At 46.8% G+C, this 13,703-nt stretch carries 12 protein-coding genes; 6 read left to right on the top strand and 6 right to left on the bottom strand.

Going from position 1 to position 13,703, the window contains the following annotated elements; all coding sequences use genetic code 11:
• Nucleotides 1-35: 35 nt before the first annotated feature.
• Both cysZ and rimO read left to right on the top strand, forming a co-directional pair.
• Nucleotides 36-773 carry a sulfate transporter CysZ gene (cysZ, locus tag KGF88_RS02430; RefSeq protein ID WP_110076231.1) on the top strand — a complete coding sequence of 246 codons (738 nt, stop codon included), beginning with the start codon at nucleotides 36-38 and terminating at the stop codon, nucleotides 771-773.
• A 68-nt stretch (nucleotides 774-841) separates the two neighbouring features.
• Nucleotides 842-2,191, top strand: a complete 1,350-nt coding sequence (rimO, locus tag KGF88_RS02425) for a 30S ribosomal protein S12 methylthiotransferase RimO (protein ID WP_110076230.1) — start codon at nucleotides 842-844, stop codon at nucleotides 2,189-2,191.
• Between the two features lie 70 nt (nucleotides 2,192-2,261).
• Here the strand turns inward: rimO and rmuC are convergent, their stop codons facing one another.
• Nucleotides 2,262-3,641, bottom strand: a complete 1,380-nt coding sequence (gene rmuC / locus KGF88_RS02420; protein ID WP_228759530.1) for a DNA recombination protein RmuC — start codon at nucleotides 3,639-3,641, stop codon at nucleotides 2,262-2,264.
• The gene (locus KGF88_RS02415) at nucleotides 3,634-5,145 is read right to left on the bottom strand and encodes a fumarate hydratase (protein WP_110076228.1); all 1,512 of its coding nucleotides are present in this window, start codon (nucleotides 5,143-5,145) and stop codon (nucleotides 3,634-3,636) included. Before KGF88_RS02415 ends, rmuC begins: the two co-directional genes overlap by 8 nt.
• 221 nt (nucleotides 5,146-5,366) lie before the next feature.
• Here KGF88_RS02415 and pabB point away from each other — a divergent pair, with 221 nt between their 5' ends.
• From pabB to KGF88_RS02400, 3 genes are read left to right on the top strand one after another with little or no spacing between them, the layout of a single operon-like run.
• A complete protein-coding gene (gene pabB / locus KGF88_RS02410; protein ID WP_162014582.1) occupies nucleotides 5,367-6,731 on the top strand; it encodes an aminodeoxychorismate synthase component I in 1,365 nt (454 codons plus the stop codon).
• Entirely contained in the window at nucleotides 6,728-7,324 is a 597-nt protein-coding gene (locus KGF88_RS02405) for a CoA pyrophosphatase (protein WP_153826758.1), read from the top strand. The genes pabB and KGF88_RS02405 overlap by 4 nt, the downstream gene beginning before the upstream one ends.
• A 22-nt stretch (nucleotides 7,325-7,346) precedes the next feature.
• A complete protein-coding gene (locus KGF88_RS02400; RefSeq protein WP_153826757.1) occupies nucleotides 7,347-8,720 on the top strand; it encodes an L-serine ammonia-lyase in 1,374 nt (457 codons plus the stop codon).
• 64 nt (nucleotides 8,721-8,784) lie between these two features.
• Here KGF88_RS02400 and cysB read toward each other — a convergent pair whose 3' ends face one another.
• Entirely contained in the window at nucleotides 8,785-9,759 is a 975-nt protein-coding gene (gene cysB, locus KGF88_RS02395; protein ID WP_110076224.1) for an HTH-type transcriptional regulator CysB, read from the bottom strand.
• 98 nt (nucleotides 9,760-9,857) lie between these two features.
• Here cysB and KGF88_RS02390 point away from each other — a divergent pair, with 98 nt between their 5' ends.
• Nucleotides 9,858-10,199 carry a translation initiation factor gene (locus tag KGF88_RS02390; RefSeq protein ID WP_257119952.1) on the top strand — a complete coding sequence of 114 codons (342 nt, stop codon included), beginning with the start codon at nucleotides 9,858-9,860 and terminating at the stop codon, nucleotides 10,197-10,199.
• Nucleotides 10,200-10,241: 42 nt separating this feature from the next.
• On the opposite strand, the gene KGF88_RS02385 is transcribed toward KGF88_RS02390, so the two are convergent.
• The 3 genes from KGF88_RS02385 to KGF88_RS02375 all read right to left on the bottom strand — a co-directional run bounded on the left by KGF88_RS02385 (nucleotide 10,242) and on the right by KGF88_RS02375 (nucleotide 13,700).
• Nucleotides 10,242-11,906 (bottom strand): ATP-binding SpoIIE family protein phosphatase, encoded by a 1,665-nt coding sequence (locus KGF88_RS02385; RefSeq protein ID WP_162014580.1) that lies wholly within the window; start codon nucleotides 11,904-11,906, stop codon nucleotides 10,242-10,244.
• 50 nt (nucleotides 11,907-11,956) lie between these two features.
• Nucleotides 11,957-12,262 carry an STAS domain-containing protein gene (locus KGF88_RS02380; RefSeq protein WP_110076222.1) on the bottom strand — a complete coding sequence of 102 codons (306 nt, stop codon included), beginning with the start codon at nucleotides 12,260-12,262 and terminating at the stop codon, nucleotides 11,957-11,959.
• Between the two features lie 151 nt (nucleotides 12,263-12,413).
• Entirely contained in the window at nucleotides 12,414-13,700 is a 1,287-nt protein-coding gene (locus KGF88_RS02375) for an amidohydrolase family protein (protein ID WP_153826755.1), read from the bottom strand.
• Nucleotides 13,701-13,703 lie beyond the last annotated feature (3 nt).

Genomic DNA, 13,703 nt, shown 5'->3' with positions numbered 1-13,703 from the left:
ATACTGCAATGGATAATTCAACTCAAGGATCAAGAATGACTGCCTACAGCGATTTTGGTGCCAGCTACGTGGCGCGCGGATTTGAATTAGCTTTTCAGCCGGGAGTAAGACGTTATGTGCTTATTCCTCTAATCATTAACATTCTCTTATTTTCTGTGGCCATTTACGCTACCTTTCACTACACCAGTATCGGTGTTACGCAATTGGTGGCTTGGCTACCCGAATGGTTACGTTGGTTAGAAATTTTACTATGGCCACTCATCGTGATTGGCGTGGTCTTGATTTTTGCTCTCACCTTTACCAGTGTCGCTAATATTATCGCCTCTCCTTTTAACAGCCTGTTGGCTGAAAAAGTAGAATATAAACTTACCGGGATTGTCCCTGTCGATGGCGGCGTTAGCGGTATGATTAAAGATATCCCGCGCATTATTGGTCGCGAGTTTCAGAAAATCATTTATTTTATACCTCGAGCATTAGCCTTTGGCTTACTGCTACTATTTGTGCCTATTATTGGTCAGGTTCTTTGGTTTTTGTTTAGTGGTTGGATGATGACCATTCAATACGCTGATTACCCGTTCGATAATCATAAGATAAGCTTCAAAGCAATGCGCCAAGAACTGGGTGCGCGCCAAGGTAAAAGCCTGTCTTTTGGCTGTTTAGTTGCTTTTTTAGCGACCATTCCGCTAGTTAACTTAATCATGATTCCAGTCGCAGTCTGTGGTGCCACTGCATTATGGGTAGATCATATTAAGTTTAATCGGATCAGTTCGTAGCCATAGGCAACAAATAGCCGTGGGTGCTATAATCTGCGGCTATTTTATGAAAATTGCAGAGTGTTGGCATGAGTGTTGAAACCTTTACCCCTGAAACAGCCAATGATATTGGCGCAAAAATTGGCTTTGTTAGCCTAGGCTGTCCAAAAAACTTGGTCGATTCAGAGCGCATTCTTACGCAGCTGCGTACCGAAGGCTACGATATCGTTAACAGCTATAATAATGCCAACCTTGTTATCGTTAATACCTGTGGCTTTATCGATTCAGCCGTACAAGAATCGTTAGATGCTATCGGTGAAGCCTTGGCTGAAAATGGCAAAGTAATTGTCACCGGATGCCTCGGTGCCAAAGATGACGAGATTCGTGAAGTTCATCCTAACGTGCTAGCTATTACGGGCCCGCATGCTTATGAAGAAGTGATGGGGCATGTGCATAAATACGTGCCAACACCTGAGCGAGTTCCGTTTGAGAACTTAGTTCCAGATACTGGAGTTAAGCTAACTCCCCGTCATTACGCCTATTTAAAAATTTCAGAAGGCTGTAATCATCGCTGCACTTTCTGCATCATCCCATCCATGCGTGGCGATTTAGTCAGCCGTCCTATCGGTGATGTACTAAGCGAAGCCCAACGACTGGCAAATGCTGGTGTAAAAGAATTACTGGTGATCTCTCAAGATACCAGTGCTTACGGCGTGGATGTAAAACATAAGACCGGTTTTTGGGATGGCCAACCGGTTAAAACCAGCATGCTTGCTCTGTGCGAAGCCCTTGGTAAACTCGGCATCTGGGTACGGTTGCACTACGTCTACCCCTACCCTTCTGTAGACGATGTGATTCCACTGATGGCGGCGGGCAAAATTTTGCCTTACTTGGATATTCCGTTACAACATGCCAATAAGCGTATTTTACGCTTAATGAAGCGCCCAGGTTCAGCAGAACGCACGCTTGAACGTATTCAAAACTGGCGAAAAATCTGCCCAGACTTAACCATTCGTAGCACTTTTATCGTTGGCTTTCCGGGTGAAACTGACGAAGAATTTGAAGAGCTACTCCAATTTTTGCGCGATGCACAGTTGGATCGAGTGGGCTGTTTCACCTACTCTGATGTCGAAGGCGCCAAAGCTAATGATCTACCTGACCCTGTGCCAGAACATATTAAGCAAGAGCGTTATGAACGTTTTATGCAAGTGCAGCAAGAAATCAGTGCAGCTAGGTTACAGGCTAAAATTGGTCGTACTTTAACCGTTTTGATTGATGAGGTTGATAACGAAGGTGCTATTGGCCGTAGTTATGCAGACGCCCCTGAAATTGATGGTTTGGTCTACCTCAATGGCGAACACAACGTACAACCTGGCGACCGTGTTGAGGTGCTCATTGAGCATGCAGACGAGTACGATTTGTGGGGTTCTCTGGTTTGACCGTTAATACGGTCACAAATAAAAAGCCCGCTACTTATAGCGGGCTTTTTTGTACATCCAAATAGAACCATCACTCATTATCGTCGGTAGTTTCGTTTTGTAGTAATTTAGGATCAAGTTGCTTACTGGTTTGCACTCCCATCTTACGGAATTGTTCAACCCTACCCACTAAGTTGCCACGCCCCGTAGAAAGTTTGTTCATAGCTCCATCGTAATGCTTACGAAGAGCATCTAAACTACCTTCAATTCGCTGCATATCATCAATAAAACCGACAAACTTGTCGTATAATTTTGCTGCATCTGTAGCTATCTTCTGAGCATTTTGATTCTGATACTCGTATTGCCAAATATTGTTGACCGTTCTTAATGCCACCAACAGATTGGTTGGACTTACCAACATAATATTGTTGTCTAGCGCCAGTCGAATCAGCTCAGGATCTCTATCAACAGCCAATAGAAAAGCAGGTTCAATAGGTATAAACATCAACACGTAATCAAGAGTTCGAACCCCATCTAACTGTTGATAATTCTTCTTACCCAAGCCTTTAATGTGATTTCGTAGCGACGTGACATGCTCGTTCAGCGCCTGTTCGCGGGCTAACTCGTCATCACTGTTAAAATAACGCTCGTAGGCAACCAGTGAGACCTTTGAATCGATCACTACGTCTTTGGCATGAGGTAAGTGCACAATCACATCAGGTTTAAAACTTTTACCATCGTCATCACGATAATGACTTTGGGTTTCATACTCATGGCCTTCGCGTAAACCTGATTGGGTAAGTATACGTTCAAGCACGACCTCGCCCCAGTTACCCTGAGTTTTTACATCACCTTTTAATGCTTTAGTTAAGGCCTCAGCTTCGGCCGCCATCTGCTGATTGAGTTCACGCAACGAGTTCACCTGCTCTGATAACGCAGAACGTTGCTTTATTTCATCAGCGTATTGCTGGCTCACCTGAGTTTTAAAAGCCTCAAGTTGCTGCTTAAAAGGTGCCAGAGTCGTTTCTAGCGTTTGCTTACTCGTGTGCTGTAAACGCTCAGATTTTTGCTCAAAAATCTGTTGTGCCAAACGCTCAAATTGCTGTTTTAAGCGCTCTTCACTGTCTTCTAGCAGCTGTTGTTTTTCTTTTGCACTAGCAAGTTTTGCTTGCAACTCGGCCGTTAAGGCGGCCAGCTTAGCTTGCGCAGTATGAGCCTGTTGCTGAGCTAACTCACGCTGTTGCTCAGCCTTGGCTAACCGCTGCTCCGCATCACTTTGTTGCTGTTGTAACTGCTGTTGCAGTTGAGCCAACTGTTGCTGGGCAAAGTCCAGTTGCTGCTGCGCATGCTGTTGTTGATGCCGCAGCTGGGTGCGCAAACGCGGCACCCAGACGAGCCAAGCTAACAACATACCAATCGCCGCGATACCAGCAACACTTGCTAGTATCTGCCATAACGGCAAGTTAAGCATCGGCAGCTTCCAATTTTACCCGCCAAATGGCTGGCCCAGTCTCGTGGGCATTTTCACCGGTACTATCCACTGCCACCGTCACTGGCATATCTTCTACGTCAAACTCATAAATGGCTTCCATTCCTAAATCTTCAAAGCCTACCACCCGTGCTTTTTTAATCGCCTTAGCAACAAGGTAAGCTGCACCACCCACGGCCATCAAGTATACTGCCTTGTGTTGTTTAATACTTGCAACCGTTGCTGGCCCACGCTCAGCCTTACCAATCATGCCTAGAATACCGGTCTGCTCTAGCATCATGTCGGTAAATTTATCCATGCGAGTTGCAGTAGTTGGGCCGGCCGGACCCACTACTTCATCACCTACCGGATCAACAGGGCCCACGTAATAGATAAACTTATTACGGAAATCCACCGGTAGCTGCTCACCGCGATCCAGCATATCTTTGATTCGCTTATGTGCTGCGTCGCGGCCAGTTAACATTTTACCCGACAACAGCACAGTCTCACCGGTCTTCCATGTTTCGATATCCGCTTGGGTTACGGTATCTAAGTTAACGCGACGTACGTTATCACCTAGCTCAAAGGTAATATCTGGCCAGTCTTCTAATTTAGGTGGTTGTAAGTCCGCCGGACCAGAACCGTCTAAAACAAAGTGTGCGTGCCGTGTAGCTGCACAGTTCGGAATCAAGGTCACCGGTTTTGATGCGGCATGAGTTGGTGCAGATTTAATCTTCACATCCATCACTGTGGTGACACCACCTAAACCTTGGGCACCAATCCCTAACTTGTTCACGCGATGATAAATTTCTAAGCGCAGTTCTTCTTCGGCAGTTTGCGCACCGCGATCTAATAGCTCTTGAATATCAACAGGATCCATCAGAGCTTCTTTAGCTAGCACCGCAGATTTCTCTGCCGTACCACCGATTCCTAGCCCAATCATACCCGGTGGACACCAACCTGCGCCTAATTTAGGCATGGTCTCTACTACCCAGTCAGCGATGTTATCGCTAGGGTTGAGCATGACCATTTTGGATTTGTTTTCCGAACCGCCCCCTTTGGCGGCAATCATCACTTCGATGTGATCGCCAGCAACCATATCAATATGCACTACGGCTGGGGTGTTATCGCCAGTATTTTTTCGCTTGCCTGCTGGGTCCGCCACAATCGATGCACGTAATGGGTTATCTGGATTAGTATAAGCGCGGCGTGTGCCTTCATCCACCATCTGCTGTACTGTCATATCAGTCTTGTCCCATTGCACTCCCATGCCAACTTTCACAAAACAAGTAACAATACCAGTATCTTGGCAAATTGGACGGTGCCCTTGGGCTGACATTCTGGAGTTCGTTAACACCTGTGCGATGGCATTTTTGGCAGCTTCGCTTTGTTCGCGGTGATAGGCTTTTTCTAATGCCTGAACAAAATCAAGTGGATGGTAATAAGAAATGTATTGCAACGCATCTTCAATGCTTTCAATAAAATCAGACTGACGAATAATAGCCATGGATACCTCAGGTTGTCACTTAGATGGGATACCTAATAGCCACCTCTCTGATCCTTGCTCGAGCTAGCTTAATAGAACGCGGGCAAGGAACTCTTCGGAGTTGCGGCAGGTAACGTAAAGTTGACGGTATGATAGCCTTTTGTCACGGCTCTGACCAGTTTTGCTAATGCTTGCAGACTACGACTTTATGCTATGCTAGCGGCGAATAAGTTACAGGAGTTATCAGTTTGAAGTTAGTTGCCGTAAAAATTCCGATTAAACTAACCTTAGCGCAGCTTTTTAGCTACTGCGCCAGCGAGCCTTGGGCACTCTTGCTAGATAGTTGTAATAATGCTCAAGCGCAATGGGATATGATCTTTCGTCAACCGGTGACCACTGTAACCAATAGCCAGGCTTTGCCGCAGCAATTGGCGCAAGCGTTAGCCCAAGTACCAGCCTATACTGGTCCTGATTTTTTACCCTTTCAAGGGGGCCTTGCTGGGGCTTGGAGTTATGACTGTGGCCGCGCTTTAGAACAGTTGCCCAGCTTAGCAACGGCAGACATTGAACTACCAGATCTGAGTGTTGGCGTTTATCACCAAGCCCTGATGCAACAGCGCAGTAGTGGTGATACTTACTTGCTAGCGCCAGCCGCCCAAGTACAGCAATTGAGCGACTTCTGGCTAACGGCACAGCAACATTGCCAACAGCAAACTCCAGCATCATTCTGGTTGGCGGGTGACTGGCAAGCCAATATGGACGCCGCTAGCTATGCGACAAAATTTGCTCAAGTACAAGCTTATCTACGTGCTGGCGACTGCTATCAGGTGAATTTAGCTCAGCGTTTTAGCGCTTCTTTTCAAGGCTCAACTTGGGCTGCGTACCAAGCCTTAAGAAGCCACAATAATGCTCCCTATTCTGCCTATATGCAGTTGCCTGAGGGAGCTCTACTCTCACTATCGCCTGAGCGCTTTTTAGCTATTTCACCTGCGGGTGACGTAGAGACTAAACCGATCAAAGGCACTCGGCCACGTCATCCAGACCCTGCTCAAGATCAGCTCTTAGCTGACCAGCTACAGCAAGCCAGTAAAGATCGAGCAGAAAACGTCATGATTGTCGATTTATTGCGTAACGATTTAAGTCGCTGTTGTTTGCCAGGCTCGGTCAAAGTGCCTCGCTTATTCGCCATTGAGTCTTACCCTGCTGTGCATCACTTGGTCAGCACCGTGGTTGGTAAGTTAGCGCAGGCAAATCAAGGCCTGCAACTACTGGGACAATGCTTTCCTGGTGGTTCTATTACTGGCGCGCCCAAAATCCGCGCCATGGAAGTTATTGAAGAGTTAGAGCCTCATCGGCGCAGTTACTATTGCGGTAGCTTTGGTTATTTTTCACAACATGGCCAAGCTGACACCAGTATTGCTATACGCACCTTAGTAGCAACTCATACACAGCCCGGTAATAGTCATAGCGGTACCATCCATTGCTGGGCCGGCGGCGGCTTAGTTGCCGACTCTGAATGCGCCAGCGAATATCAAGAAACCTTTGATAAGGTTGCGCGAATTTTGCCAGTCTTAAGCGCTCTCCCAAAACCAGAGGCACAGACATGAATCGGCAACAGTTTTTGCAGCGTTTCCAACTCCATCACCGACAGCCACTGCAGCGGCCTGTGCTCAAACGACTACGCCCGGCAGCGGTGCTGATTCCCTTGTTAGAACAGCATGGCCAATTGCATGTGGTTTTAACTCAGCGCAGTGCGCAATTGCGTAATCACGCGGGACAAATTAGCTTTCCTGGCGGCCGCCAAGACCCTCAAGACCAAGATTTATTGGCCACCGCCTTACGCGAAAGTCACGAAGAAATAGGCTTACACCCAGAAGATGTAACGATTGTGGGGCAACTACAAGATTATCCCGTCATTAGTAATTTTCTGATCCGCCCCTATGTAGGCTTGATCACGCCCCAACGACCCTTTGTCCCTGAGCAACGCGAAGTTGCGGAAATTTTTACCGTGCCGCTACAAGATGTGCTGCATCAACATCAACATTATGTGTATCGGCTACAGCGTTTTATTTACGATCAGGTATACTTTATCCCCTATCAACAAAGAAATATTTGGGGCGCCACGGCAGGTATGTTACGTGAGTTAGCAGACCACATTTACCCTGAACGTAAGTTATTCTATCGCCCTTTAAATGATTAAATTTTAAATATGGAACCTATTTATGATTAGCGTGTTTGATATCTACAAAGTTGGCATCGGCCCGTCAAGTTCTCATACTGTGGGCCCCATGCGGGCTGCTTACGAATTTTTATTAGCAGCAGAACAAGCCGTAGGCCTCGAACAAGCGGATGGCATTGTGGTGGAACTATTTGGCTCACTCGGGCAAACCGGAAAAGGCCATGGTACAGGTAAAGCCGTGATCCTTGGCTTAGCCGGAGAGCAACCTGAAACCGTAGATACCACCAAAGTTGATGAGTTTTTACAACAAACTGAAACCACTCAAGAATTGGCTTTACTAGGCAAATATCCGGTGAAGTTCCCTGCTACCGGGGCGATTGTTTTCCATCGTCGCAAAACCATGCCACGTCATGCTAACGCAATGGAACTACGGCTGTATCGCGCAGACGAGGTGATCTACAAAGATCTCTACTACTCTATTGGTGGTGGTTTTATTGTCCGAGATGCTGACTTTGACGACAGCTTAGAAGAAGCTATTGAGCAATCAAGCAAACCTATTCCGTATCCATTTGATAGTTGTGATGAATTACTCAAGCTATGTCAGGAACACGGGCTAAGGATTAGTTCGCTGATGTTGGCAAACGAAAAAGTATTTCGCAGTGAGGCCGATATTCGTAGTGGCTTGATGCACATTTGGCATACCATGGATGCCTGTATCGACCGCGGCATCCGCACCGAAGGCATTTTACCCGGAGGCTTGAAAGTACGTCGGCGTGCGCCGGGCCTCTACCAACGTCTGAAGAATGAAAAATCAACAGACCCCATGCAAGCGATGGACTGGGTGGATTTATTTGCGTTAGCGGTGAATGAAGAAAACGCAGCAGGCGGACGAGTCGTGACTGCGCCCACCAATGGCGCAGCTGGAATTATTCCGGCGGTGATGAAGTATGCCGACAAGTTCATTGCCCCTTTGGATGAAGAAACCGTGGTGCGCTTTTTACTCACTTCTGCGGCAATTGGCATTCTATACAAGAAGAACGCTTCTATTTCTGGCGCCGAGGTGGGCTGCCAAGGCGAGGTTGGTGTTGCATGTTCGATGGCAGCCGGAGCTTTGGCCGAGCTCATGGGTGGCGGCGTAAGTGCCGTAGAAAATGCTGCAGAAATAGGCATGGAACATAACCTCGGGCTTACCTGTGACCCGGTCGGCGGTTTAGTGCAGGTTCCTTGTATTGAACGTAATGCAATGGGATCGATAAAAGCTATAAATGCGGCGCGGTTGGCATTGCGTGGTAGCGGCGATCATAAAGTGTCCTTGGATAAAGTCATCAAAACCATGTGGGATACAGGGAATGATATGAAAACCAAATACAAAGAGACGGCTCGCGGCGGTTTGGCGGTAAATATCATCGAGTGCTAATGACCAAACCTAACTAGCTCAATAGTGCGCAGCATGAATTCACTTAATGCTGCGCACAGACGCTTTACCAAGTAGGTAACTGGGTATGCAAAAACATTCTATCTATTTCTTCTTGTGAACGTTTTTGCATGGCCTCATCCACTTTACTGCGACTCAAATGGGGCGCAAAACCTTCCAAAAAATCGTACATGTAGCTACGTAAAAAAGTCCCTTTACGAAAGCCTATTTTAGTGGTGCTAGGCGCAAATAAATGCTGTGCTGGTAAACATATCAGATCACTATCTTGCTCTTTAGTTACCGCCATACTTGCTACCACGCCTACTCCTAAGCCCATTCGTACGTAGGTTTTAATCACGTCGGCATCGGTTGCCGTGAATACCACGTTGGGTCTGATACCCGCTTGATTAAATGCTTTATCCAACTCGGAGCGCCCAGTAAAACCATGCACATAGGTAATGATGGGATAGTTGCCTAAATCAGTAAGGGTCACTTCTGCTAGTTGCCCTAGAGGATGATCTGGTGGGGCAATAATCGAGCGATTCCAGTGATAACACGGCAACATGATCAGGTCTTGATAGAGGTGTAACGCCTCGGTCGCAATAGCAAAATCCGCTTTACCCTTGGCTGCCGCCTCGCTAATTTGTTCTGGCGACCCTTGGTGCATGTGCAAAGTTACCTGCGGATAGCGTTTGGTAAAAGCTTTGATCATGGTTGGCAGAGCATATCGAGCTTGGGTATGGGTTGTGGCAATATGGAGCTTACCTTGATTAGGTAAGGTGTATTCTGCCGCAATTGCCTTGATGGCATCCGTATGAGCTAACATTTGCTGTGCAATTTTGATAATTTCTTGGCCCGCTGGGGTGACGGCATCTAGCAGCTTGCCATTGCGGGCAAATATTTGAATTCCTAGTTCGTCTTCTAACATTCTTACCTGTTTACTAATACCCGGCTGAGAGGTATACAAACTTTCTGCGGTCGCTGAAACATTTAAGTTGTGGTTTAATATCTCCACAATATAGCGGAGCTGTTGTAACTTCATAGACACCTCATAGCATTTAAGGTTTTATAACCGCATTCGTTATAACTAAAATATATATCAACTTGGCAGTTTTCACTAGTAACAAGTTCGAGGTGAAGGTGAGTAGTTTACAAGATCAGTTACAGGGGCTGGGGTTTAAACTCACGGACACAGCCGCTGAAAGTAATCCAGAAGCCGATGAAACTAGCGTAAAACCGAGCGATTATCCGTTACGTTTGCAACGTCAAACAAAAGGACGTAAAGGTAAAGGGGTAACCGTTATTCTAGATCTTCCCAAGCAGCCAGAATTGTTGGCCAATATGGCTTCTGCCTTACGGAAGCATTGCGGCGTTGGCGGTGCTGTAAAGCAGGACACGATCGAACTGCAAGGCGATCAGCGTGAGCGCGCCAAACAGTGGTTAGAACAACAGGGCTACAAGGTTAAATTCGCTGGTGGTTAAGTTTGGATAAGATGTAATGGCAAAGCCATGCAAACTTGTCGACTACATGCTGTAGGTAAAAGAGACTTCGCGCTGCGCCTGGTTCCATTGTAAATCAGTTGTCATCTGTCGTAATAGCTCTAATCCTCGCCCGTAACTCTGTTCCGTTGCCACCCTAACGCAGGGCTCACTTGGGGGTACGATAAAGCCATCACCACTGTCAGCCACGGTGATTTTGAGCTGCTTAGTACTCGCTTGAAGCTCTATGGTGACCAAGATACGGCCATGCTGCAGTGCATTGAGCCTATCGGCACGTTGTTGATAGTACTCAGCAAACCCTTCTGGCTGGCTCTTCAGTGCCGAGTCTAACCCCAATAAGCCATGCTCTAATGCGTTATTAAAGGCTTCCGCTAACAACAGATAGATAGTGGTACGATGCCGTCGTAATAGGGGTAATTGGCTTAGCGCCGCCATTAAATTACTGACCGGATCAATGCTTCGTAACTGCTCAGGGTGGAGCTCACTAGTTAATTTGAAAGGTAAACTTTGCACATCCGGCTCTGGCTTAACTTCACCTAAACCGGTGGGACGGCAATAAAGAATAGCTAACGATAGGTCATCGCGTAATGGCGTTTCGCCACGAAAATGTTCAAGTTCGTTGACCAGCTCATTAAAGCGCTCTGTGTTAGGATACTGGCTTAGCATTTTTTCAAGCGCATCAGCCCCAAGAAACTCTTGCTGATGGCCAAGTAACTCTATCACACCGTCAGTGAACATGGCGATGGAACTATGTGGTGCTGCTCTAAATGTGGTGACACGGCTATCAAAATCATCATCATCTAACACCCCTAGCGCCATATGCTGCGGATCTAGGCGCCGTAACACGGTTCCTGCTTGATCACAGACCAAGGCTGCTGGCATGCCACCATTCCAATAAGTGACGCGTTCACCATTGGCTGATAATTCTAGTAAAATTGCGGCACAAAACATATCGTTAGGGAGTAACCGGTTTAACCGAAAGTTAAATTCAGTCACCATCTCTGCGACCGAAACACCGCGATCTGACATCGCAAAAAACGCCTGCGACAACGGTAAGGCTCCTGTTGCTGGTGCTAAACCATGACCGGTAAAATCCGCCATTAACATGTACAAATTCCCCAACGGCCCCGGAGCTATTAAGCAAAGATCGCCATTGAATTTGGACACCGGCGTTAAATAAGTATTTACGTGAGGATAATCCAGGTAGTTACGACTAAGAGCATTCTGAAAGATATGCTCAACCAGTTGATGTTCTCGGTCTACCCGCGCCTTATGCCAAGACAGTGCCTGTTTGAGCTCCACTATTTGCTGGCGGTAACAACTCTGGTTAGTTAATAACTGAATTTTCAACCGCAACACGTCATCAACATCGTGATAAGAGGCTACATACGCAAATTTGTGTGCATGATTCTGTACCAAGGCCTGGCTATCTGACACTAATAAAGCCGAGTTACGCAGGTAACTGGATACCTGTTGCCACCACTCAGATAGCAATGCTTCGCGCGTTTCATTAACGATAACAACCAAAGGAACCACAGTAACCTCTGTTGTTAACAACTGCGCTGGCTGAATGACCTCCACGTGGTAACCCAGCTGCTGTAAACGCTGCAATAAGGCCTGAGCATTAGCCGACCCATCCTGCAGTACCCACAAAGGAGCTGCTGCAGCTGAGTTCGTGCGGCTATTCATTTCACTCGTTGCTGACAAGGACGGTGCCATAACCTTGGTATACAAGGAGCTTACTCAATTACAAAAAGCTTATCAAAACGCGAAATATCAAGAATATTACGCACTTCTGGTCGACAGTTAATCACATGGATAGACTTGACTGACTTGCCAAGGGATTTGCGCATATTCAGTAGCATTCCTAACGCTGAGCTATCTAAATATTCAGTTTCACGCAGGTCTATAAATACGGTGGGCTGTTGGTCCCCTATATCGCTATAGGATTGGCGAAATTCTTGCACTAAACTGAAGTCAAATTTGCCTTTGATGGCAATAATGAGTTCTTTGCCATCATTGGCAAATTGGCGATGTAAAGGCATCTGCACGTCCTCTTCAACTGTTATGAATAGCAAGATACTGCCAACTTGCGCAGCACATTACAATACTTTATCGCACCCATAACAGCTATTTAAATAAAAAGAGCTCCAGCTTTACAGATGGAGCTCTTTTTTATGCGTCAGCCCTTTAAAATCAAGGCTTTTGCTGATATTTCTGATACAACTGTCTATGTCGATTGTTTAGGTCTACTTCAGCACCATCAATAAACATATGCTGAATTTTTTGCCCCAAATGATCCATGACATCGCCCTGCGAAATAATCAACGACGCTTGTTTTCCAACTTCCAACGAGCCGATTTTATCCGCAACGCCCATGACTTCTGCTGGTTTTATCGTAATAGCTGCTAACGCCTGTTCTTTATCGAGGCCGTAAGCTACCGCATTACCTGCGGCAAATGCTAAATTACGCACATCCCAGAAGCCCGTAGAATAAGCCAAGGCAAAATCAACGCCAGCTGCTGCTAATAATGCAGGCGTACTATAGGCCTGGTCATAAGCTTCGTCATGACGGCTTGGTAAACCATAGGGTTCGCCGTAAACAACAGTCACGTCAGCTGCCGCTAGTTGGTCAGCGATACGCCACGCATCACGGGCGCCCACCAATACCAAGTCAAAGCCTTGTTCTTTAGCAAATTCAAGTGCTTGTTCCATTTGGCGTTTGTCGTGGGCATGCACAAACAGTTTGCTGCTACCAGCAAACAACCCAAGCATAGCCTCCCAGCGCACATCTGTGCCATTCAGCTGACCAGCCTTTTTCGCTTCAAAATAAGCCCGCGCGTCGGTAAAGGCACGCTTTAATTTTTTTAGTGCCTCGGCATTGGCTTTACGCTGCTCATCAGCTGAACGGCGCTCCCACCAAGCATTATTAAGCCCTGCTCGTGGCCAATTGACATGCACGCCCACATCGAGTGCTTCCGCAGCATCTTCATAAGTCCAGCCATCGGTTTGCAATAAGCTTGAACGCCCCGCAATCAAATTACCTTGTGGTACGATTTGGGCATGAGTGATGCCGTTAAAACGCACCGTTGGAGTAATTTCCGAATCAGGGTTGTAAGCCACATGACCACTTACTTCAGGAGTGATTTGGCCAACTTCACGCATATCGTTCGTAGCACGCACTGCCTCTAATTCAATCAAACCTAGCGTGGTATCTAGGGCAACTAAACCCGGATAAACATGACGTCCGCTCACATCAATCACACGAGCATTCGCTGGTACTGTTAAATCGTTGCCAATGGCTGTGATCTTGCCATCTTCAAACAGCAAATCAGTATTTTGCTGTACCCCATTGGTCACTGTATGCAAGGTGCCACCTTGCAGTAAAATGGGCTGTTGCTGTGCTTTGCCAGGCACCATATCGTGTGCTGATGCAGCAACGCTTAAACTGGCGGCAACTACCGCTGTTACTAATTTTTTCATCGT

The sequence above is a fragment of the Idiomarina loihiensis genome, assembly GCF_024584785.1.
Lineage (GTDB): Bacteria > Pseudomonadota > Gammaproteobacteria > Enterobacterales > Alteromonadaceae > Pseudidiomarina > Pseudidiomarina fusca.
Note: the sequence above shows the minus strand (reverse complement) of the source record. Positions and strands in the feature narration are given on the sequence as shown.